Source organism: Pseudomonas extremaustralis (assembly GCF_900102035.1).
Lineage (GTDB): Bacteria > Pseudomonadota > Gammaproteobacteria > Pseudomonadales > Pseudomonadaceae > Aquipseudomonas > Aquipseudomonas extremaustralis.
Genome location: NZ_LT629689.1, coordinates 6,540,966 through 6,561,766, shown reverse-complemented (window position 1 = coordinate 6,561,766; position 20,801 = coordinate 6,540,966). Strand labels below are relative to the sequence as shown.

20 protein-coding genes are annotated in these 20,801 nt (G+C 60.2%); 5 read left to right on the top strand and 15 right to left on the bottom strand.

Features of this window, described 5'->3' with window-relative positions:
- Window positions 1–3: 3 nt before the first annotated feature.
- Together BLR63_RS30400 and BLR63_RS30395 are read right to left on the bottom strand one after the other, a co-directional pair.
- Window positions 4–954 carry a YihY/virulence factor BrkB family protein gene (locus tag BLR63_RS30400; protein WP_010567071.1) on the bottom strand — a complete coding sequence of 317 codons (951 nt, stop codon included), beginning with the start codon at window positions 952–954 and terminating at the stop codon, window positions 4–6.
- A 169-nt stretch (window positions 955–1,123) separates the two neighbouring features.
- Entirely contained in the window at window positions 1,124–1,309 is a 186-nt protein-coding gene (locus tag BLR63_RS30395; protein WP_010567072.1) for a CsbD family protein, read from the bottom strand.
- Window positions 1,310–1,508: 199 nt separating this feature from the next.
- On the opposite strand from BLR63_RS30395, the gene BLR63_RS30390 reads away from it, so the two are divergent.
- Window positions 1,509–1,886 carry a hypothetical protein gene (locus BLR63_RS30390; RefSeq protein WP_010567073.1) on the top strand — a complete coding sequence of 126 codons (378 nt, stop codon included), beginning with the start codon at window positions 1,509–1,511 and terminating at the stop codon, window positions 1,884–1,886.
- A gap of 116 nt (window positions 1,887–2,002) precedes the next feature.
- Here the strand turns inward: BLR63_RS30390 and fadD1 are convergent, their stop codons facing one another.
- Together fadD1 and fadD2 are read right to left on the bottom strand one after the other, a co-directional pair.
- Complete coding sequence (gene fadD1, locus BLR63_RS30385) at window positions 2,003–3,694, bottom strand: long-chain-fatty-acid--CoA ligase FadD1 (protein WP_010567074.1); 1,692 nt, start codon at window positions 3,692–3,694, stop codon at window positions 2,003–2,005.
- A 381-nt stretch (window positions 3,695–4,075) separates the two neighbouring features.
- The gene (fadD2, locus tag BLR63_RS30380; protein WP_010567075.1) at window positions 4,076–5,764 is read right to left on the bottom strand and encodes a long-chain-fatty-acid--CoA ligase FadD2; all 1,689 of its coding nucleotides are present in this window, start codon (window positions 5,762–5,764) and stop codon (window positions 4,076–4,078) included.
- A 210-nt stretch (window positions 5,765–5,974) separates the two neighbouring features.
- Here fadD2 and BLR63_RS30375 point away from each other — a divergent pair, with 210 nt between their 5' ends.
- A complete protein-coding gene (locus BLR63_RS30375) occupies window positions 5,975–6,919 on the top strand; it encodes an alpha/beta hydrolase (RefSeq protein WP_010567076.1) in 945 nt (314 codons plus the stop codon).
- Between the two features lie 69 nt (window positions 6,920–6,988).
- Window positions 6,989–7,459, top strand: a complete 471-nt coding sequence (locus tag BLR63_RS30370) for a MaoC family dehydratase (RefSeq protein WP_010567077.1) — start codon at window positions 6,989–6,991, stop codon at window positions 7,457–7,459.
- A 127-nt stretch (window positions 7,460–7,586) separates the two neighbouring features.
- On the opposite strand, the gene BLR63_RS30365 is transcribed toward BLR63_RS30370, so the two are convergent.
- A complete protein-coding gene (locus tag BLR63_RS30365) occupies window positions 7,587–8,054 on the bottom strand; it encodes a ferritin-like domain-containing protein (protein WP_010567078.1) in 468 nt (155 codons plus the stop codon).
- Between the two features lie 207 nt (window positions 8,055–8,261).
- Here BLR63_RS30365 and BLR63_RS30360 point away from each other — a divergent pair, with 207 nt between their 5' ends.
- Window positions 8,262–8,498, top strand: coding sequence for a DUF3820 family protein (locus tag BLR63_RS30360; protein ID WP_010567079.1), 237 nt, complete (start codon window positions 8,262–8,264; stop codon window positions 8,496–8,498).
- Between the two features lie 155 nt (window positions 8,499–8,653).
- On the opposite strand, the gene BLR63_RS30355 is transcribed toward BLR63_RS30360, so the two are convergent.
- Genes BLR63_RS30355 through zwf form a run of 3 tightly spaced genes read right to left on the bottom strand, consistent with a single transcriptional unit; the run spans window position 8,654 to window position 11,503 of the window.
- Window positions 8,654–9,319: a bifunctional 4-hydroxy-2-oxoglutarate aldolase/2-dehydro-3-deoxy-phosphogluconate aldolase gene (locus BLR63_RS30355; RefSeq protein WP_010567080.1), complete on the bottom strand. Its 666-nt coding sequence runs from the start codon at window positions 9,317–9,319 to the stop codon at window positions 8,654–8,656.
- Window positions 9,320–9,336: 17 nt separating this feature from the next.
- A complete protein-coding gene (gene pgl, locus BLR63_RS30350) occupies window positions 9,337–10,050 on the bottom strand; it encodes a 6-phosphogluconolactonase (RefSeq protein WP_010567081.1) in 714 nt (237 codons plus the stop codon).
- On the bottom strand, window positions 10,037–11,503 hold the full coding sequence (gene zwf, locus BLR63_RS30345) for a glucose-6-phosphate dehydrogenase (protein WP_010567082.1): 1,467 nt from the start codon (window positions 11,501–11,503) through the stop codon (window positions 10,037–10,039). The genes pgl and zwf overlap by 14 nt, the downstream gene beginning before the upstream one ends.
- A gap of 219 nt (window positions 11,504–11,722) precedes the next feature.
- Between zwf and BLR63_RS30340 the strand changes: the two genes are divergently transcribed.
- Window positions 11,723–12,583, top strand: coding sequence for a MurR/RpiR family transcriptional regulator (locus tag BLR63_RS30340; RefSeq protein WP_179130381.1), 861 nt, complete (start codon window positions 11,723–11,725; stop codon window positions 12,581–12,583).
- A gap of 38 nt (window positions 12,584–12,621) precedes the next feature.
- Here BLR63_RS30340 and BLR63_RS30335 read toward each other — a convergent pair whose 3' ends face one another.
- From BLR63_RS30335 to BLR63_RS30305, 7 genes are all read right to left on the bottom strand, one after another.
- On the bottom strand, window positions 12,622–13,467 hold the full coding sequence (locus BLR63_RS30335; protein WP_010567084.1) for a D-hexose-6-phosphate mutarotase: 846 nt from the start codon (window positions 13,465–13,467) through the stop codon (window positions 12,622–12,624).
- Between the two features lie 103 nt (window positions 13,468–13,570).
- Window positions 13,571–14,917 carry a carbohydrate porin gene (locus tag BLR63_RS30330; RefSeq protein WP_010567085.1) on the bottom strand — a complete coding sequence of 449 codons (1,347 nt, stop codon included), beginning with the start codon at window positions 14,915–14,917 and terminating at the stop codon, window positions 13,571–13,573.
- Between the two features lie 107 nt (window positions 14,918–15,024).
- Window positions 15,025–16,185 carry an ABC transporter ATP-binding protein gene (locus BLR63_RS30325; RefSeq protein WP_010567086.1) on the bottom strand — a complete coding sequence of 387 codons (1,161 nt, stop codon included), beginning with the start codon at window positions 16,183–16,185 and terminating at the stop codon, window positions 15,025–15,027.
- A gap of 2 nt (window positions 16,186–16,187) precedes the next feature.
- The gene (locus tag BLR63_RS30320; protein WP_010567087.1) at window positions 16,188–17,033 is read right to left on the bottom strand and encodes a carbohydrate ABC transporter permease; all 846 of its coding nucleotides are present in this window, start codon (window positions 17,031–17,033) and stop codon (window positions 16,188–16,190) included.
- Window positions 17,026–17,934, bottom strand: coding sequence for a carbohydrate ABC transporter permease (locus BLR63_RS30315; RefSeq protein ID WP_010567088.1), 909 nt, complete (start codon window positions 17,932–17,934; stop codon window positions 17,026–17,028). Before BLR63_RS30315 ends, BLR63_RS30320 begins: the two co-directional genes overlap by 8 nt.
- 156 nt (window positions 17,935–18,090) lie before the next feature.
- Complete coding sequence (locus BLR63_RS30310; protein WP_010567089.1) at window positions 18,091–19,377, bottom strand: ABC transporter substrate-binding protein; 1,287 nt, start codon at window positions 19,375–19,377, stop codon at window positions 18,091–18,093.
- 104 nt (window positions 19,378–19,481) lie between these two features.
- Window positions 19,482–20,741, bottom strand: a complete 1,260-nt coding sequence (locus tag BLR63_RS30305) for a D-mannose isomerase (RefSeq protein WP_010567090.1) — start codon at window positions 20,739–20,741, stop codon at window positions 19,482–19,484.
- Window positions 20,742–20,801 lie beyond the last annotated feature (60 nt).

Below are 20,801 nucleotides of genomic sequence, written 5' to 3'. Positions count from 1 at the left end.
CGATCAGACTTCATCGGGAGTGGGTTTGGAATGGTCTCGGCCAAGGCCTGAGACGTGCTGTTTTTCATGGGGGTGACCGGGCTCGTCGAACGCCTTTTCACCCGGGTCCTTGCCTTCGGCGGACATGTGCTCGATCACCGCATTCATCTCCGCCCCGAGCAGCAGCACGGCCGCGGATATATAGAAATACAGCAGCAGCACGATGATCGCGCCGATGCTGCCATACATGGCGTTGTAGTCGGCGAAGGTCTTGACGTAATAGCCGAATCCCAGGGAAGCCACGATCCACACCACCACCGCGAGCACCGAACCTGGGGTGATGAAGCGGAATTTCTGCTCCACATCGGGCATCACGTAATACATGAGGGCCACGGCGAACATCAGCAGGATCACGATCAACGGCCAGCGCAGGATGGTCCACAAGGTGACCACGAATTCCTGCATGCCGATCTGCCCGGCCAGCCATTCCATCACCTGCGGGCCGAGCACCATCAGGGCGGCGGCGGCGAGCAGCATGCCGGCGATGCCAACGGTGTAGAAAACCGACAGCGGGAAGCGCTTCCAGATCGGTCGGCCTTCGACCACGTCGTAGGCGGCGTTCATCGCGCTCATCATCAGGCGCACACCGGCCGATGCCGTCCACAGGGCGATCACGATACCCACCGAGAGCAATCCGCCCTTGGACTGCTGCAACTGGTCGATCACCGGGTTGACCTGCTCCAGCGCCTGGGGCGGCAGGACCAGTTCCGACTGCAGGCGCAGCCAGGTGAAAAAGTCCGGCAAGTGCAGGAAACCAATCAGGGCGATAAGGAACAGCAGGAAGGGAAACAATGAAAACAGCATCTGGTAGGCCAGTGCCGAGGCGTAGGTGGACATTTCGTCATTGACGAATTCCTTGACGGTGCGCACCAGTACGGTGTGGAGCTTGAGGCCATCGAGTACCGGAAAAATCATAGCGTCTCCTTTCGCCGCAAAGAGGATGAGTTCGTGGGCGACTCAGGGGCCGTTTTCTACATCAAGGTAGCCTATTTGACGACATTGAAACAATTTCAAAAGTTTAGCTGCCGCAGGGCATACAAAAACGGCCATCCGTGGATGGCCGTCGGGCTGCGCGCAGACAGTCTTACTTAGTGGCTTTCTTTATTGCATCTTTAGTGTCGCCGACCGCTTTCTGCACTTCGCCTTTCTTTTCCTGGATCACGCCTTCAACGCGCAGCTTGTCGTTGCCGGTGACTTTGCCGACGCCTTGCTTGATGTTGCCGACCGCTTCATTCGCGACGCCTTTTACCTTGTCCGATGTGCTGCTCATGGTATTTCTCCGAAAGAACAATCAAGGGTTTTGGTCATTACCTAGAGATGGACCCGAGGCCGTTCGGCAGAGTTTCAATTATTTTCGGCGGACATTTGAGCGTCGTCTTCAGGTTTGGCTTTATGTTTTGCAAGCAACCCACGAGAATGCCCGGCACATTCAGGCTATAAGGCTGAATAACAGATCCCGTAGGAAGGTTATGAAACTCAATAAAGCACAGGCCATCGCCCGCAGAAACCAGGAACTGGGCGGCGCCGTTCTCGGCGTCAACAACTGCCACTTCACCGACCTGGACCGCAAACGCAACATCTGGTGGTTTGACCTGCCGGTGGCGCGGATTGCCGTGGGCCAGTACGAGTGGATTCACCTGTTGATGCACAACGCCGAGACCGACCAGCTGCTGCACTTGAAGGTGCCAACGGTGTTCCTGCGTGAAAAGCTCGAAGGCCTGGTGGTGCGCAATGCGGGCAAGCGCAAGCCGGAGATCACCCTGGAGCTGAGCGCGGACAAGGACTCGTTCCTCAAGGATGTGCGCCCAGCCGGTGCTGGCGTGAGCTTCGCGCAGTTCACCCTGTAGGAACGCCGTCAGAATGTAGGAGGGGGCTTGCTCCCGATGGCAGAGTGTCAGCCACTGCATCGAGTGACTGAACCACCGCTATCGGGAGCAAGCCCCCTCCCACATTCAGGCCTGGGTTACTTTTTCAGGCCCATTTTCTTCAGCTCTTCATCGCGCAACTCGCGACGCAGGATCTTGCCGACGTTGGTGGTCGGCAGCGCATCGCGGAACTCCACGGCCTTGGGCACCTTGTAGCCGGTGACGTTGGCGCGCATGTGTTCCATCACCTGATCCTTAGTCAGGGTCGCCCCTGGCTTGACCACGATGAAAATCTTGATGTGCTCGCCGGATTTCTCGTCCGGTACACCGATGGCCGCGCACTGCAGAACGCCCGGCAAGGTCGTCAGCACGTCTTCGAGTTCGTTGGGGTAGACGTTGAAACCGGAGACCAGAATCATGTCTTTCTTGCGGTCGACAATACGCAGGTAGCCGTCCGGCTGGATGATCGCGATGTCACCGGTCTTCAGCCAGCCTTCGCTGTCGAGGATCTCGGTGGTGGCGTCCTCGCGCTGCCAATAGCCCTTCATGACTTGCGGGCCTTTGACGCACAACTCGCCGACCTCACCCAGGGCCAGCTCGACGCCGTCATCGGTGATGACTTTGCATAGGGTCGACGGTACCGGAATGCCGATGGTGCCGATCTGGATCTTCTGGATCGGGTTGACCGTCGCCACCGGGCTGGTCTCGGTCATGCCGTAGCCTTCGCAGATGTCGCAGCCGGTCACGGCTTTCCAGCGCTCGGCCGCCGCCAGTTGCAGGGCCATGCCGCCCGACAGGGTGACTTTCAGCGCCGAGAAGTCCAGCTTGCGGAAGCCTTCGTTGTTGCACAACGCCACGAACAGGGTGTTCAAGCCGACAAAGCCGCTGAACTTCCACTTCGACAACTCCTTGACCATCGACGGCAGGTCACGCGGGTTGCTGATCAGGATGTTGTGGTTGCCGATCAGCATCATCGCCATGCAATGAAAGGTGAACGCATAGATGTGGTACAGCGGCAGCGGGGTGATCAGGATCTCGCAGCCTTCATTGAGGTTGGAGCCCATCAGCGCCTTGCACTGCAGCATGTTGGCCACCAGGTTGCGGTGAGTCAGCATCGCGCCCTTGGCCACGCCGGTGGTGCCGCCGGTGTATTGCAGCACCGCCACGTCGCTGCTGGCCGGGCTGGCGTCGTTGACCGCTCGGCCATGCCCCTTGACCAGCACATCGTTGAACTTGACCGCCTGCGGCAAGTGATAGGCCGGGACCATTTTCTTCACGTACTTGATCACGCTGTTGATCAGCAGGCGCTTGAGCGGCGGCAACAGGTCGCCGACCTCGGTGACGATCACATGCCTGACGGCGGTCTTGGGCACGACCTTTTCCGCCAGGTGCGCCATGTTGGCCAGGCAGACCAGGGCCGTGGCCCCGGAATCATTGAATTGGTGTTCCATTTCCCGCGCGGTGTACAGCGGGTTGGTGTTGACCACGATCAGGCCGGCACGGATGGCACCGAACACGGCAATCGGGTATTGCAGGACGTTGGGCAGTTGCACGGCGATTCGATCGCCGGGCTTCAAGTCAGTATGCTGTTGCAGGTACGCGGCGAAAGCACCGGACAATTCGTACAACTCACCGTAGGTGATTGTCTTGCCCAGGTTGCTGAAAGCCGGTTTGTTTGCGAAGCGCTGGCAGGACTGTTTCAGTACCGCCTGAATATTCGGATACTCGTCTGGATTGATGTCTGCAGCAATCCCGGCGGGGTACTTATCCTTCCAAAAGTCTACGTTCATGGAAGCCCACTCCTCAGCGACGCGAATTCATCATCGCATTTGATGCGATTATTATTGGTGTATGTTTTTTAGGTGAATCTGGCGCTTTCAAGCAGGCCGAGACGTCACAAAGCGCGCCGAGAGTAGCAGCTTTGCCAAGGGCCGCCTAGAGCCAAAAGGGGGCCCTACAGTCATAAATATGACTCAAGACCTCTAAATGGTCACTTTTAGAGCAAAGATTCTATAAGCCTTGGAATGGCTCTGGAATGGGATCTCCAAGGCTATAGATAAACGTATGGGAGGGGGCTTGCTCCCGATCGCGGTGCGTCACCAAACACATTTGGTGACTGAAACACCGTCATCGGGAGCAAGCCCCCTCCCACACGTTTAACCTATTTCAAATCACGCGATGTCGCGTAGCTCGCGCCGCAGGATCTTGCCTACCGGCGTCATTGGCAACGACTCCCTCAACACGATGTGCTTGGGCACTTTGTACCCGGTGAAGTTGGTCTTGCAGTAGGCCTTCAATTCTTCAAGGCTCACCCCTTCGGCGCGCGCCACCACAAACAGCTTCACCGCCTCGCCCGTGCGCTCGTCCGGGATGCCGATCACTGCGCAGTTGGCCACCGCCGGGTGCGCCATCACCACATCTTCGATCTCGTTGGGATACACGTTGAAGCCGGAGACGATGATCAGGTCTTTCTTGCGGTCCACGATGCGCACAAAACCATCGTCATCGATCACTGCGATGTCACCGGTCTTGAGCCAGCCTTCGGCGTCCAGTGCCTCGGCGGTGGCGGCCGGTTGCTGCCAGTAGCCCTTCATCACTTGCGGGCCCTTGATGCACAGCTCGCCGCGCTCGCCCAGGGGCAGCTCGACGCCGTCGTCATCGATGACCTTCATCGCCGTGGCTGGCACCGGGATGCCCACGGTGCCCAGCCGGGACTTGTTGCCATAGGGGTTGGTGCTGGCCACCGGTGAGGTTTCCGTCAGGCCGTAGCCTTCGCCGATCGCGCAACCGGTGATCTGCTCCCAACGTTCGGCGGTGGCCTTGATCAGTGCGGTGCCGCCGGAGTTGGTGAGCTTGAGATGGGAGAAATCCAGGCGCTTGAAATCAGGATGGTCCATCAGCGCCACAAACAGCGTGTTGAGCCCCAGCAACCCGGTAAAGCGCCATTTCTTCAGCTCCTTGATAAAGCCGCCGATGTCGCGCGGGTTGGTGATCAGCACGTTGTGGTTGCCGGACACCATCATGCACATGCAATTGGCCGTGAATGCATAGATGTGGTACAGCGGCAGCGGCGCGATCATCACCTCTTGGCCTTCCTTGATCAGCGGATGGCCGTCCTCGCCGGTCTGGGACATGCAGGCACGGACCTGCTGCATATTGGCCACCAGGTTGCCATGGGTGAGCATCGCGCCCTTGGCCAGGCCGGTGGTGCCGCCGGTGTACTGCAACACGGCGATGTCATCCAGGGTCACCGGGTGGCGGGTCACGCCCAGGCCGTCCCCCAGGCGTAGAGCGCGCTTGAACGCTACCGCCCGCGGCAGGTGGTAGGCCGGGACCATCTTCTTCACCTTGTCCACCAGGGTGTTGACCAGCCAACCTTTGGCGGCGGGCATGAAGTCGCCCATCCTGGCTTCGATCAGATAGTCGATCTCGGTGTCTTTGCACACCTCCTGCACGCGCGAGCCGAACAGGTTGAGGTAGACCAGTGCGCGTACGCCGGCGTCCTTGAACTGGTGGCGCATCTCCCGCGGGGTGTACAGCGGGTTGGTGTTGACCACGATCAGCCCGGCGCGCAAGGCGCCGAACACGGCGATCGGGTAATGCAATACGTTGGGCATCTGCACCGCGATACGGTCGCCGGGCTTGAGGTCGGTGTGCTGTTGCAGGTAGCCGGCGAACGCTGCGCTCTGGCGCTCCAGCTCGGCATAGGTCAGGGTGATGCCCATGTTGCTGAATGCCGGCCGGTCGGCAAAGGTCTTGCAGGAACGCTCGAAGACTTCGATCACCGACTTGTAGGCCGACAGGTCGATGTCGTTGGGAACGCCCGCCGCGCGTTTGTCATTCCAGAAATCAGGTTGCATTATTCTTGTCCTCTTACCTGAATGTGTCCGGCCGCTTTTGTGCTGCTACAAAAAGCGGAGCTTTGGGGACGTTAGCAGCTATGGCCAAACAGGCAAACTAGGGAAATAGCGTCATTAATTGCGTGAATCTACCTACAGGGGCCGGCGCTGATCAGACGCGGTTCCTGGGATGCGCTATACACTGCAATGACCCCGAGCAAAGGAACCGCCATGAACCACTGCACCTTCTGGCTGACCGCGAATGACCGCAGCCGCCTGTACGTCAATCAATGGACGCCCGACGGTCCGCCCAAGGCGGTGGTGATGCTGTCCCATGGCATGGCCGAACACAGCGGTCGCTATGCGCGCCTGGCCGAAGCCTTGTGCGGCGCGGGCTACGGCGTGTACGCGCTGGACCAGCGTGGCCATGGCCGTACTGCCGATGAAGGCACCCTGGGGTTGTACGCCGAGCAGGATGGCTGGAACAAAGTGGTGGGCGACCTGGCCAGCCTCAACCAGCACATCGGCCAGCAATTGCCGGGGCTGCCGATCATTCTGCTGGGGCATAGCATGGGCAGCTATATCGCCCAGGCCTACCTGCTGCACCACAGCGCGAGCCTGCATGGCGCGATTCTCAGCGGGTCGAATTTCCAACCGGTGGCGCTGTACCGCGTCGCACGCCTGATCGCCCGGGCCGAGCGCCTGCGCCAAGGCCTGCGCGGGCGCAGTGCGCTGATCGAGTTCTTGTCATTCGGATCGTTCAACAAGGCGTTCAAACCCAATCGCACCGCGTTCGACTGGCTCAGTCGCGATCCGGTCGAAGTCGACAAGTACATCCACGACCCCCTCTGCGGTTTCCGCTGCACCAACCAGCTATGGATCGACCTGCTCGGCGGCTTGCAGCAAATCAGCAAAGCGTCCAATCTCGCGCAGATCGATCCGGGCCTGCCGATCCTGGTAATCGGCGGCGAATGTGATCCGGTGAGTGAGGGCAAGCGTCTCAAGAGCCTGGCCCACGCATTGCGCGAGGCCGGCTGTCAGCACCTGCAATTGACGCTCTACCCGCAGGCGCGCCACGAAGTGTTCAACGAAACCAACCGCGATGAAGTCACCGCCGACGTATTGAAGTGGCTCGACCAGGCCCTGACGCTGCGCAGGCCGACCCGATGCGAGTAATTTTTCCTTTAAAATCAGCCGCTTGAAATTATCCCATCATTACCGATTAGCCACAGGATGCACCCTTAGATGACCCAGGTAACCAACACCCCGTACGAAGCCCTTGAAGTCGGCCAGACCGCCAGCTACAGCAAGACCGTCGAAGAGCGCGATATCCAGCTGTTCGCCGCGATGTCCGGCGACCACAACCCGGTGCACCTGGATGCAGAGTACGCCAAGGCGACCATGTTCAAGGAGCGTATCGCCCACGGCATGTTCAGCGGCGCACTGATCAGCGCAGCGGTGGCCTGCGAGTTGCCTGGGCCGGGCACCATCTATATTGGCCAGCAAATGACCTTCCAGAAGCCGGTGAAAATTGGCGACACCCTGACCGTGCGTCTGGAAATCCTCGAGAAGCTGCCCAAGTTTCGCGTGCGCATCGCCACCCGCGTGTTCAACCAGCGCGATGAGCTGGTGGTAGACGGCGAAGCGGAAATCCTCGCGCCACGCAAACAGCAGGTCGTGACCCTGACCGAATTGCCGGCCATCACCATCGGCTGATATTTCCACACCATGCAAATGCGGGAGGGGGCTTACTCCCGATGGCGGTGGACCAGTCACTGAACCTGTCGACTGATTTACCGCGATCGGGAGCAAGCCCCCTCCCACATGGGTTACCGCATTTGGCCTACGACTGAGCGCGAGCCTGGTTACGCAGGGCTTTCACCTGATCGTGGTTGCGTTGTACGCCGTGGTACTGGCGCTCAACCAAATCACGGATGCCCACCAGGTTGTGCTTGGTGATCTTGTCCAGCGCTTCCTTGTAAGCCTTCAGGGCGTGGTCTTCACCGCGCTCGGCTTCGTTCAGGACTGCTTCTTCGTCTTTGCCGGTGAGCATCGACTTCACGTCGACCCAGCCACGGTGCAAGGCACCCGCGACGCTGCCGGAGTCTTCCGGGTCGCCGCCCAGGGCACGTACTGCGGTTTTCAGCTCGGCAGCTGCCGTTGCGCAGTCGGCGGAACGTTTGGCGAACAGGGCTTTGAGTTCTGGGTGCTTGATGTCTTCAGCGCACTCTTTAAAACCCTTTTGGCCGTCGATGCTGGTTTCGATCAAGTCGTTGAGTACGGAGATCGATTCTTTGTTGGCGTCAGTCATTTTTCAATTCCTTGTGTGGGTTGAGAAAGGTTGTCTTAATCATTGCAGCGCCCATGCCAGGTTTTGAAAAACAAATTAATCCTTATATATCAATAACTTAAAATTAATTGAACCCTCTATTCAGATGCTATTTGCATGATCTGTCATTTGGCCTTCATGCAGAATGCCTGTATTTTCCAAGGTCTCGCCCCACACTGCCGAAACCCCATGAACCCGGAAAAACTCGAACTGCTGATCACCCGCCAAATGCCCTTAGGCAAATACAAGGGCCGGATCATCGCCGACCTGCCCGGCCCGTACCTGAATTGGTTCGCCCGTGAAGGTTTCCCCCACGGCGAGTTGGGTGGTTTGCTGGCCTTGATGCAGGAAATCGACCACAACGGCCTGTCCGAATTGCTCGAACCGCTGCGCGCCAAGCACGGCAAACCCGCCCCGCGCCATTAACGGGAAAAACCAAACCGCCCCCCCCTGATAACACGCGGTGCCCTCAGGTTCTTCGCGAGCAAGCTCGCTCCTACAGGCAAAAAAAAGCGGCGCACCGACCAAGTGCACCGCAAAAAATGCCGTTAAGCACAGCAACAACGATTCGATAAATCAGATCAATCCAGCAGCGCCAGCCCTTGGGCGGTGACTTCCTGGATGCGGGCCCAGTCGCCGTTCTTGATCCATTCAGGGTCGAGCATCCAGCTGCCACCCACGCACATCACGTTTTTCAACGCCATGTAGCTTTTGATGTTGGCCGGGCCGACGCCGCCGGTCGGGCAGAATTTCACCTCGCCAAACGGGCCGCCCAGGGCTTTGATCGCCGCAACGCCGCCGCTGACTTCCGCCGGGAACAGCTTGAAGCGGCGGTAGCCCAGGCAATAGCCTTCCATGATGCCGGAGGCATTGCTGATCCCCGGTAGCAGCGGGATCGGGCTGTGCACCGAGGCTTCCAGCAGGTCGCGGGTAACGCCGGGGGTGACGATGAATTGCGAACCGGCCACTTCCGCGGCCTCGAGCATATGGCGATCGAGCACGGTGCCAGCGCCGGTGCACAGCTCAGGGCGCTGCTCGCGCAAGATCTGAATGGCCTTGAGGCCGAACTCGGAACGCAGGGTCACTTCCAATGCGGTCAAACCACCGGCTGCCAGGGCATCGGCCAGCGGCAAGACATCCTGTTCGCGGGCGATGGTGATGACCGGCAGGATCCGCGCCTTGGCGCAGAGGCTGTCGATCAGGGCAACTTTATCCGCCATGGACACGGTCGGTTGAGGGCTTTTCATAGCGGCTGATCCTTGGCTCATGGGCACCAGTAAATCTCTAATGGAGGTTGCAAAAACGCGCGAATCGGCATGGCAGCAACATCGTCACTGGCCAGCGCGGCGCTCAAGGTGGTCAATTTCGAGCTGCCGGAAATCGACAGCACGACGGAGTGAGCCGTGGCCAGCAACGCGCGACTCATGGTCAAGCGCTGGTGCGGCACGGTCGGCGCCAGCATCGGCCAGCAACGGCGGGTACCGTCGGCCTGCAGGGCTTCACCCAGGTTCGGGCTGTTGGGAAACAGCGATGCGGTGTGGCCGTCATCGCCCATGCCCAATACCAGCACATCAATGGCTGGCAATTCGGCCAGCAGGCGATCGGCCTGCTCGGCAGCGTCTTCAAGGTTGGCGGCGGCGCTGTAGAGGCTGAGGAACCTGGCCTTGGCTACCGGGCCTTGCAACAGGTAGCGCTTCAACAGGCCGGCATTGCTGTCGGCATGCTCCACCGGTACCCAGCGCTCGTCAGCCAGGCTGATGGTGACCTTGGACCAGTCCAGGCCTTGCTTGGCCAGGTGCTGGAAAAAGGCTACGGGGCTACGGCCACCGGACACCACCAGCGTCGCCTCGCCACGGGCACTGATGGCCGCGCGCAATCGTTCGGCCACGTCAATGGCCAGGCCGTCCGCCAACAAGGCGGGCGTGCGGTACTCATGGGCAGTGACGCCCTGAGGCAGTTTCAATTCAGATATCGCCATACCACGACCTCCCATCCCGCGTGATCAGTGCAATCGAGCTCATCGGCCCCCAGGACCCGGCCGCATAGGGCTTGGGCGCATCGCCGGATTTTTTCCACCCGGCGATCAACTGGTCACACCACTTCCACGCGGCTTCGATTTCATCTTTGCGAACAAACAGATTCTGATTGCCGCGCATTACTTCCAGCAACAACCGCTCGTAGGCATCCGGGATGCGTGCGCTGCGGTAGGTGTCGGAAAAATTCAGTTGCAGCGGGCCGCTGCGCAGTTGCATGCCCTTGTCCAGGCCCTGTTCCTTGGTCATCACCCGCAAGGAAATCCCTTCGTCCGGTTGCAGGCGGATGATCAGTTTGTTGCTGATCTGCAAGCGCTGTTCCGGGGCGAAGATGTAGTGGGACGGTTCCTTGAAGTGGATGACGATCTGCGACAGCTTCTGCGGCATGCGCTTGCCGGTACGCAGGTAGAACGGCACCCCGGCCCAACGCCAGTTACGGATATCGGCGCGCAGGGCAACGAAGGTCTCGGTGTCGCTCTGGGTGTTGGAGTTCTCTTCTTCCAGGTAGCCCGGTACCGGCTTGCCGGCGCTGTAGCCGGCGATGTACTGGCCACGCACCACCTGGGTGGTGAGGCCGTCCGGGCTGATCGGCGCCAGGGCCTTGAGTACCTTGACCTTCTCGTCGCGGATGCTGTCGGCGGAGAGGTCGGCCGGCGGGTCCATGGCGATCAGGCACAGCAGCTGCAGCAGGTGGTTCTGGATCATGTCGCGCAGTTGGCCGGCCTTGTCGAAATACCCCCAGCGGCCTTCGATGCCGACCTGCTCGGCCACGGTGATTTCCACGTGGGAAATGTAGTTCTGGTTCCACTGGGTTTCGAACAGGCTGTTGGCGAAACGCAGCGCGATCAGGTTCTGGACGGTTTCTTTGCCCAGGTAGTGGTCGATGCGGTAGGTGCGGTTTTCCGGGAAGAACTGCGCCACGGCGTCATTGACCTTGCGCGAGGACTCCAGATCCGAACCGATGGGTTTTTCCAGGACTACGCGGGTGTTTTCCGCCAGGCCGACCTTGGACAGGTTCTCGCAGATCGCGCCGTACACCGCCGCGGGGGTGGCGAAATAGGCGATCAGCCGTTGGCCGATGCCGGCCTTTTCAGCCAGGGTCACGTAGTCTTCGGCTTTCATGAAGTCGACGTGGACGTAAGTCAGGCGCGCGAGGAAGCGTTGGGCGACGCTTTCGTCCAGCTCCTTGCCGACGTACTTGCGCATCGCTTTTTCGATATGGGCCAAGTGCTGCTGCTCGGAACCGGACTCACGGGCCAGGGCCAGGATGCGCGTATCTTCGTGCAGGAGCCCGGCGCCATCGAGTTGATAGAGGGCAGGAAACAACTTGCGCAGCGCCAGATCACCCAAGGCGCCAAACAGGGCAAAGGTGCAGGGTTCTACGGTTATCGAAGGCATGATGTTTGTTCTTTTATCAAGTTAAGCTACAAATACCTTTTTTCAAGGCATCACTCAAGGAAAAATGTAGTAATAACCACAACATTTTCCCGAAATACGCATTGCGAGTGGTGGTGTTCAGCTACCCTCAGTAGGATAGGCCACCGCAAAAGGCCACTCGTCGATTGGTTGCCACCCTTTATTTGCATCGTCGCCCGAAGGAAAGACTGAATGGACCGCGTGCGAAATCTTCTGGAACAGATCCGGAACCGCCTCGAAGAACTGAACAAGGCTGAGAAAAAAGTCGCCGAGGTCATCCTGCTCAACCCGCAGCAGGCGACCCGCTTCTCCATCGCCGCCCTCGCCCAAGCCGCTTCGGTCAGTGAACCGACGGTCAACCGTTTCTGCCGTTCCTTCGGTGTCAGCGGTTACCCTGAACTCAAATTGCAGCTGGCGCAAAGCCTGGCCAGCGGCGCCGCGTACGTCAGCCGTGCCGTGGAGGCCGATGACAACCCCGAGGCCTACACGCAAAAGATCTTTGGCAGCGCCATCGCCTCCCTGGACGCCGCCTGCCAGGCCCTGGACCCGGCCCTGATCAGCAAGGCCGTGGATCTGTTGATCCAGGCGCGCCAGATCCACTTCTTCGGCCTGGGCGCCTCGGCGCCGGTGGCCATGGACGCGCTGCACAAGTTTTTCCGCTTCAACCTGTCGGTGACCGCCCATGCCGACGTGCTGATGCAACGCATGATCGCGTCGGTGGCCCATACGGGCGAGCTGTTCGTGATCATTTCCTACACCGGACGCACCCGCGAGCTGGTGGAAGTGGCGCGTATCGCCCGGGAAAACGGCGCATCGGTACTGGGCGTGACCGCCGAGAACTCACCGCTGGCCAAAGTCAGCACGGTGAGCCTGAACATTCCGCTGCCGGAAGACACCGACATCTACATGCCGATGACCTCGCGGATCATCCAGCTGACGGTGCTGGATGTGCTGGCCACCGGCATGACCCTGCGTCGAGGCGTGGATTTCCAGCCCCATCTGCGCAAGATCAAAGAGAGCTTGAATGACAGCCGGTATCCGGTTGGGGATGAGTTCAACTAAGGCTGCACCGTTTTATTGTGGCGAGCGGGCTTGCCACATCAGGCCCCAGCCCGCGCCTGCAAACTCAGATGCGCCCGCTCCCCCGGCGCCAGGCTGGCACCGGCCATCGCCGATTCGACACACACAAACCCCGACGCCTCGTTGAAGCTCACGCCGAGCAACGGTCGGCTGCCGGGGTGCCACACCACCGTGTCGGCGCTGTCGCCGGTGTCGATGCACAGTTCGCGCTGCCAGGCGTGGTCCTTGAGGTGCAATTCGCCCTCGTGCTGGAACACCCGCTGGCAACCGCCGTCCACCCGCAACTCGCCTTCCTGCTGGCAAACCTGACGATTGAGCTGGTCGTAACCTTGCGCGCCTTCGAGCCCAGACAGCGCTACCTCACCAACGTTGCCGATACGCCAATAGGCGTGCAACGCATGACTCAGTTGGCACGGCAGTTCGTCCTGGTGCTCGGTGCAAAGACGCAGTTCCAGGGTTTCCCCCAGGTGCGCGTGCAGGTCGACCTGCCAGTCGCACAGCTGCAATTGCCAATGCAGGCGCACGCCTTCGTCATCGGTACTGCTGTCGAGCAGCTTCCAGTCGATCAACCGCGCCCAGCCATGGGATGGCCACGCGTTTTCGCTGGGATGACGGCCATACCAAGGCCAGCACACCGGCACGCCACCGCGAATGGCGCCGACCTGCGGCCACTTGGCCGCGCACCACAACCAGGGTTTCTGGCCACGGGGCTGAAAATGCAACAGTTGCGCGCCCTGGCGACTGAACACCGCCTGGCACAGCGGATGGTCGATCACCAACACATCGCGCATCTGAAACCGCTCCCAGGCGAACACCGGACGCTCGCGCAGGGATTTGAAAAAGCGTTGCAGCGGATGCTCATGCATGTGCCACGGTCCTGAATATCTTCACAATGCAACCCAAAAAAAAGCGGATAGCCATGGCTATCCGCAAAATGCGCACAGAGAACAGGAGCTTATCGCAACGGCCTTAGAACGTAGACTGAATTTTCAGACCCGCGACGAGGGCGTTGTAGACTTTATCCACACCACCCGGATGGGTGACGTATTGCAGGTTGGGGCGCACGGTCAGCCAGTTGGTCACGTGGAAACCGTAGTTGATTTCATAGTTGTATTCGGTGCTGCGCAGTGGCGCGTAACCGGCTTGACTGTAATCGGTGAAACCACCGGCTTCGTTCGCCAGCTCAGCGTTTTTGCGCACGTCATCGTTGACGTGCAGACGCGCAGCGCCAATGCCGACGTCATCTTTTGGACGTGCGTCGAACGGCCCTTTGTACACCAGCATGATCGACTGATAGTTGTCGACCACGTTGGTTTCCTTGTCATGGAAGGTGGCGTTGGCCGCGATGTTCAGGCCGCGGGAGGCGTCGCCGTTATGGGTAGTGAGTTGCTGCTGGGCCACGAACCAGTAGCCTTTTTTGCTGCTGTGGGTCCGGTAGGCCGCGCCGGTGGTGGCGGCATCGTTGCCGTTGACGTCTTCACGGACATCGGCGGCATCGGCGGCGCTCTTGTAGTAACCCACACGGTATTCGCCCGGCAGGTTATTGACCTTCGGCGACCAGACCAACTCCACCGGGATCACGGTGCCCTTGGTGCCACTGCCGCTGAGTTTGAAGCCATTGCCGTGCTCCAACTGCGAAGGGTTCTGGTTGTACGCGCCGATCTGGGCATACAACTCAGGCGTGATGTTGTACTTCACGCGGATCGCGGCCTGGGCCACCGGCCAGTTGTACCAGGTGTTGACATAGTTACCGACCTGGGAGCCGCAGAACGACAGGTTCTGGAAGTCGCACGGGAAGGTGTTGAAGTCCTCGCCTTCGCCGAAGTAACCCAGTTTCACGTCCAGCTTGTTGTCGAACATCTGGTGCTGAATCCAGAACTGGGTCAGACGCACCATATGGCCACGACCGTACACCTCTTGAGAGGAGCTCAAGGTGCCGGCACGCGGGTCACCAATACGGTCGTTGGAAATGTTTTGACCGTTACGATTGGTGAGTTGGATCTTGGCCTGGGTGTTATCCCAGCCCCACAGTTTTTGCAGGTCCAGGGCTACGCCGAGGCCGAACTGGTCAGCGTAACGGGCAGTTTTGTCGTTGTTGTAACCACCGTGCAGGTTGCCACCGACTTCACCTACGTAGTCGGCCTTGATGTCGATACCTTGCTCGATCAGCTTGGTACGCTCGCCACCCCAATCACCGGTCATCCACTTGGAATCAGCACTGAAGGCGTCGGCCGCCATCGCATTGGCGGACAAAACCAGAGCAGCGGCGGCTGACAGTTGGCAGATCAGCCGAGTGTTGTTGTGTTGCTTTTTCATCCCTACATCCTCGTCTTTATTGTTATTAAACTGTTTTTATCTAACGCGGGTTACATTTTTTTCAATTAAAACAACAACTTACTATTAATCGAGCACGCTTGCCTGCTTCAGCGGCCTTTGAACTGGGCCACGTTGTCGGCACGATCCTGTGCCGGCAACGACGCGGCAGTGCCCAGGCGCTCGCCGGTCTTGGCATCGAACAGCAGCACTTTGGCCGGATCGAATTGCAGGGTCAGGGTCTCGCCCACCTGCGGTGCCACATCGGGCGCCAGGCGGCAGCAGACCTTGGTGTCGTTGAGCTGCACGAACACCAGGGTGTCCGGGCCGGTCGGCTCGGTGACCTGGACTTCGGCGCGAATACTCGACGAACCGTTGCCCTCACCCGTCGCCAGCATGATCTGCTCCGGGCGCAGCCCAAGGATCACGTCACGGTCTTCCAGGCCGGCGTCATTCATGCCCAGCGGCAGTTCGCAGCGGGCCTGGCCGCTGTCGAGCAGGGCCACCAGGCGACCGTCCTTGCGTTGCAGACGCAGGGGCACGAAGTTCATCGGCGGCGAACCGATGAAGCTCGCCACGAACTGGTTGGCCGGATTGTTGTAGATGTCTTTCGGCGTGCCGAACTGCTGGATGATGCCGTCTTTCATCACCGCCACTTTGTCGCCCAGGGTCATCGCTTCGATCTGGTCGTGGGTGACGTAGACCGTGGTGGTCTTGAGGCGCTGGTGCATCAGTTTCATTTCGGTGCGCATCTCGACCCGCAGCTTGGCGTCGAGGTTGGACAGCGGTTCGTCGAACAGGTAGATCTTCGGCCGCCGCGCCAGGGCCCGGCCCATGGCCACGCGCTGTTGCTGGCCGCCGGAAAGCTGGCCCGGCTTGCGGTTGAGCAGGTGTTCGATCTGTAGCAGCTTGGCCACCCGCGCCACTTCGGCGTCGATATCAGCCTGGGGCATCTTGCGGATCTTCAGGCCGAACTCGATGTTCTCGCGCACGCTCATGGTCGGGTACAGCGCGTAGGACTGGAACACCATGGCGATGTCGCGATCCTTGGGGCTCATGCCGCTGACGTCCTGGTCGCCGATCATGATCGCGCCGCCGGTGATGGTCTCCAGGCCCGCGATGCAGTTCATCAGCGTGGATTTGCCGCAGCCCGACGGCCCGACCAGGATCAGGAATTCGCCTTCCTTGATCGACAGTTCGATGTTCTTCAAGGTGTCGGGCAGGCCGGCGCCATAGGTCTTGTTTACATTGCGAAGTTCAAGCGTAGCCATGATTACCCCTTGACCGCGCCGGCCGTGAGGCCGCGCACGAAATACTTGCCTGCGATCACATAGACCAGCAGGGTCGGCAGCCCGGCGATCATCGCCGCCGCCATGTCCACGTTATATTCCTTGGCCCCGGTGCTGGTGTTGACCAGGTTGTTCAGCGCTACCGTGATGGGCTGGGAGTCGCCGCTGGAGAACACCACGCCAAACAGGAAGTCGTTCCAGATCTGGGTGAACTGCCAGATCAGGCAGACCATGATGATCGGGGTCGACATCGGCAGAATGATCCGACGGAAGATGGTGAAGAAACCCGCACCGTCCAGGCGTGCGGCCTTGATCAACGCATCGGGAATGCTCACGTAGTAGTTACGGAAGAACAGCGTGGTGAACGCCAGGCCATAGACCACGTGGACAAACACCAGACCGGTGGTGGTACTCGCCAGGCCCATCTTGCCGAGGGTGAACGAAGCCGGCAGCAGCACGGTCTGGAACGGCAGGAAGCAGCCGAACAACAGCAGACCGAAGAACAACTGCGAACCACGGAAGCGCCAGAACGACAGCACATAGCCGTTCAACGCACCAATGGCGGTGGAGATCAGCACAGCGGGAACGGTGATCTTGATCGAGTTCCAGAAGTAGCCATCCACGGTGGCCCAGGCCTTGACCCAGCCGATGCCAGTGACGACGGTCGGCCAGCTCAACAGGTTGCCGGTGCTGATGTCTTCCGGGGTCTTGAAGCTGGTGAGCAACATCACCACCAGCGGCACCAGGTAGAGCAACACCGCCAGGATCAACACCGCGTAGATCGCGATGCGGCTCAGGCTGATGGCAGGTTTTGCGGCAAGACTAGTCATTACGCTTGGTCCTCAGCTCGGAGTACAGGTAAGGCACGATGATCGCGAGGATCGCACCGAGCATCAGGATTGCACTGGCCGAGCCCATGCCCATCTGGCCGCGGCTGAAGGTGAACGAATACATGAACATCGCCGGCAGGTCGGACGAGTAGCCAGGGCCGCCGGCCGTCATCGCCGCCACCAGGTCGAAGCTCTTGATCGCGATATGCGCCAGGATCATCACCGCACTGAAGAACACCGGACGCAGGCTGGGCAGCACCACGCTCCAGTAGATACGCGGCAGGCTCGCGCCGTCGATCTGCGCGGCACGGATGATCGACTGGTCGACGCCGCGCAGGCCGGCGAGGAACATCGCCATGATGAAACCCGAGGCTTGCCACACGGCCGCGATCACCAGGCAGTAGACCACCCGGTCCGGGTCGATCAGCCAGTCGAGACGGAAGCCTTCCCAGCCCCAGTCCCGCAGGAGTTTGTCCAGGCCCATGCCGGGGTTGAGCAGCCATTTCCAGGCAGTACCGGTGACGATCATCGAGAGCGCCATCGGGTACAGGTAAATGGTGCGGATAAAACCTTCGCGACGGATTTTCTGGTCGAGGAAAATCGCCAGCATCACGCCGATCACCAAGGTGATACCGATGAACATCCCGCCGAACAGCGCCAGGTTCTTGCTCGCCACCCACCAGCGGTCGTTGTCGAACAGCCGCTCGTACTGAGCAAGGCCTGCCCAGTTGTAGCTCGGCAGGAACGTGGACGTGGTGAACGACAGTACAAACGTCCACAGGATGTAGCCGTAGAAGCCCACCAACACGATGAACATGCTTGGCGCCAGCACCAGTTTGGGTAGCCAGCGCTGCAGTGCATCGAACGGCGAGGCTTTGCTGAACACAGCAACAGAACTCATGGGGAAATCCAATACAGGGAAAAAGGACTACATACATTCCGTCGTAGGAGCCGGCTTGCCGTGGCGAGGGAGCTTGCTCCCGCTGCTCCAGGGGGCGCTTCGCCCCCCAGCGCAAGCAAGCTTGCTCACCACAACAACTCGGTTCCCGCAGGGCGTTTACTTGGCCGACTTGATCGCAGCGCCGAGTTCCTTGGCGGTTTTGACCGGGTCCGCCTTCGGGTTGTTGATGTAGTTGGTCACGACATCAAAAAACGCCCCTTGCACAGCCAGGGTGGTGGCCATGTTGTGCGCCATGCTTGGCTGCAGGCCGCCGGTCTTGGCGTCTGCCAGGAAGTCCTTGGCGGCGGTCTGGGCGCAGGCGTCGAAACCGAGCTTGTCCATTTCATTGAGCATGTCGGTACGAACGGGGATCGACCCCTTGTTGATGCTGAACACCTTCTGGAAGTTTTCACCCAGCACGACTTTGGCGATGTCCTGCTGACCGGCCGCCGTGCCTTTGTCTTTCTGCTTGAACACCGCCAGGGAGTCGATGTTGTAGGTGAAGGCTTTTTCGGTGCCAGGGAAGGCGACGCACTCGTAGTCCTTGCCGGCGACTTTCTTGGCAGCGGTCCATTCGGACTTGGCCCAGTCACCCATGATCTGCATGCCAGCCTTGCCGTTGATGACCTTGCCCGCTTCGAGGTTCCAGTCCTGGCCTTTGCCATCGACGTCCATGTAGGTCGCGACTTTCTTCAGTTCGGTCAGGGCCTTGACCATTTCCGGACCGGTCAGTGCGCCGTTGTCCAGGTCAACCAGGGCCTTCTTGTAGCCATCGGCGCCCATCACCGACAACACGACCGCTTCGAATACGGTGCTGTCCTGCCAAGGCTGGCCACCGTGGGCGAGCGCAATGAAGCCGGCTTTCTTCAGCTTGTCGCCGGCGGCATAGAATTCTTCGAGGGTGGTGGGGTTCTTGGTGATGCCGGCCTTCTTGAAGACTGCCGGGTTGATCCACAGCCAGTTGACGCGGTGGATGTTCACCGGAACGGCGACGTAGTCACCTTTGTACTTCACGGTGTCGGAAACTTTCTTGTCGAGCAGGGAATCCCACTTTTCTTCTTTGGCGACGCCTTTGAGCACGTCAGTGTCCAAAAGGCCAGTGGATGCCCACTCCTGGATATCGGGGCCTTTGATCTGGGCCACGCCTGGTGGGTTGCCGGCGACCGCGCGGCTTTTGAGCACGGTCATGGCCGTGGCGCCACCGCCACCTGCGACAGCGCCGTCTTTCCAGGTGAAACCGTCTTTCTCGACTTGGGCCTTCAGGACATCTACAGCCGCCTTCTCACCGCCCGAGGTCCACCAATGCACGACTTCAACCGTCCCTTTCGAGTCGGCGGCAAAAGCACTGAGGGGAAACAACGAGGCAATGGAAATAGCTACGGCGAGGCGATTGATCGCGTTCATCTGAGTACCTTTTCTTTTTGTTATGCATGCAAGTCTGGCGCTTGCGCTGCACGGAGTTTAAACAGGGATTTTTGCAGCGCAGGTAACAAAGGGATGCACAAATGTCACCACCCGGTGACATAGCGCCCGCGCCCCAAGGCACTGGCCATGCTCGGTGCCAAGGGCAGCGCGGGCAGCAACACTGCTTGCCAGGCATGGTACAGGTCCGGCTTGCCACCCCAGATTTTGCTGCCGGGCTGGTTGTGCGGGTCGAGTTCGTGGTGCCAACTGCCGTGGAGACGGTCGATAAAGTGGGTTTCGCAAAACTCCCAGAAGCGCCGGTACCAGGTTTCGTAATGCTGTGCACCGGTACGTTTGAGCAAGGCCTGGGCGGCGGCGCTGGCTTCGGCGTGGGTCCAATGCAGACGTTCGCGCACCACTGGCTGCCGGTGCCAGTCCAGGGTGTAGACGATGCCGGGCGCACCATCCACGGCCCAGGCGTAGTCGCAGGCGCTGGCGAACAGGCCCTTGGCGTCGGTCAGCAGCCAGTCCGGCGTGTCCAGCCCGGCCTGCAGGCGCGCGGCTTCCAGGTGCAGCACCAGGCGCGCCCACTCGAAACCGTGGCCGGGCGTAATGCCATAAGGGCGGAAGCCATCGGCGGGGTTGTCTTGGTTGTAATCGAACACAGGGTTCCACTGGGCGTCGAAATGCTCGATCACCATGAACCGTTGGCGGGCGGCGTGGGTGTGGATGACGCGTTCGACGATACGCAAAGCGCGGTCGAGCCAGCGGGTGTCGCCAGTGACATCCGCCAGGGCAAGAAAGGCTTCGGTGGCGTGCATGTTGCTGTTGGCACCGCGATAGGCCTCGACGCCGCTCCAGTCCTGAGCAAAGGATTCGAGCATCGCGCCCTCGTCCTCGCGCCAGAAATGCTGATCGATGACCGTGATGGCATCCGTCAACAGGGCTTGCGCGCCGGCTGCGCCCGCCACCACTGCCGAGCTGGCCGCCAGGGCCACAAACGCATGCAAGTAGGCCGCTTTACCGGAGTTACCGTCGATGGCATGGGGCGCGGCGAACCAGCCACCGTGTTCGGCATCGCGCAGTGGGCCGCTGAGGGCCGTCACGCCGTGCTCGACCAGATCGGCATAACCGGGCAGCCCCATGGCGTGGGCCATGGCGAAGCTGTGGGTCATGCGTGCGGTGTTCATGGTTTCGGCGTGGGCATTGGCCGGCAGTCGGCCTTTGTCGTCCAGGTTGCCAAAGCCGTCGGGCAGGCGTGCGGCCTTGGCGAATGTCAGCAGGCGCTGGCCTTCGGCGGCGAGCCAGGCGTGATGGGCAGGAGCATTCAGCCAACTGCCGGCTGGCAGTGGTTGGGTGGTCATGGGTGGCCCTTATTGTTTTTCGTGGGATGACCGGAGTCTAAACAAGGGCGAAGTGGGGGC

Coding starts and splice junctions, on each gene's coding strand:
- BLR63_RS30310 (WP_010567089.1), bottom strand. CDS start 19,377: ATGAACGCGATCAATCGCCTCGCCGTAGCTATTTCCATTGCCTCGTTG.
- fadD2 (WP_010567075.1), bottom strand. CDS start 5,764: ATGCAACCTGATTTCTGGAATGACAAACGCGCGGCGGGCGTTCCCAAC.
- BLR63_RS30395 (WP_010567072.1), bottom strand. CDS start 1,309: ATGAGCAGCACATCGGACAAGGTAAAAGGCGTCGCGAATGAAGCGGTC.
- BLR63_RS30400 (WP_010567071.1), bottom strand. CDS start 954: ATGATTTTTCCGGTACTCGATGGCCTCAAGCTCCACACCGTACTGGTG.
- BLR63_RS30320 (WP_010567087.1), bottom strand. CDS start 17,033: ATGACTAGTCTTGCCGCAAAACCTGCCATCAGCCTGAGCCGCATCGCG.
- BLR63_RS30365 (WP_010567078.1), bottom strand. CDS start 8,054: ATGACTGACGCCAACAAAGAATCGATCTCCGTACTCAACGACTTGATC.
- BLR63_RS30335 (WP_010567084.1), bottom strand. CDS start 13,467: ATGCATGAGCATCCGCTGCAACGCTTTTTCAAATCCCTGCGCGAGCGT.
- BLR63_RS30315 (WP_010567088.1), bottom strand. CDS start 17,934: ATGAGTTCTGTTGCTGTGTTCAGCAAAGCCTCGCCGTTCGATGCACTG.
- zwf (WP_010567082.1), bottom strand. CDS start 11,503: ATGCCTTCGATAACCGTAGAACCCTGCACCTTTGCCCTGTTTGGCGCC.
- BLR63_RS30330 (WP_010567085.1), bottom strand. CDS start 14,917: ATGAAAAAGCAACACAACAACACTCGGCTGATCTGCCAACTGTCAGCC.
- fadD1 (WP_010567074.1), bottom strand. CDS start 3,694: ATGAACGTAGACTTTTGGAAGGATAAGTACCCCGCCGGGATTGCTGCA.
- BLR63_RS30305 (WP_010567090.1), bottom strand. CDS start 20,741: ATGACCACCCAACCACTGCCAGCCGGCAGTTGGCTGAATGCTCCTGCC.
- BLR63_RS30390 (WP_010567073.1), top strand. CDS start 1,509: ATGAAACTCAATAAAGCACAGGCCATCGCCCGCAGAAACCAGGAACTG.
- BLR63_RS30370 (WP_010567077.1), top strand. CDS start 6,989: ATGACCCAGGTAACCAACACCCCGTACGAAGCCCTTGAAGTCGGCCAG.
- pgl (WP_010567081.1), bottom strand. CDS start 10,050: ATGGCGATATCTGAATTGAAACTGCCTCAGGGCGTCACTGCCCATGAG.
- BLR63_RS30360 (WP_010567079.1), top strand. CDS start 8,262: ATGAACCCGGAAAAACTCGAACTGCTGATCACCCGCCAAATGCCCTTA.
- BLR63_RS30355 (WP_010567080.1), bottom strand. CDS start 9,319: ATGAAAAGCCCTCAACCGACCGTGTCCATGGCGGATAAAGTTGCCCTG.
- BLR63_RS30375 (WP_010567076.1), top strand. CDS start 5,975: ATGAACCACTGCACCTTCTGGCTGACCGCGAATGACCGCAGCCGCCTG.
- BLR63_RS30325 (WP_010567086.1), bottom strand. CDS start 16,185: ATGGCTACGCTTGAACTTCGCAATGTAAACAAGACCTATGGCGCCGGC.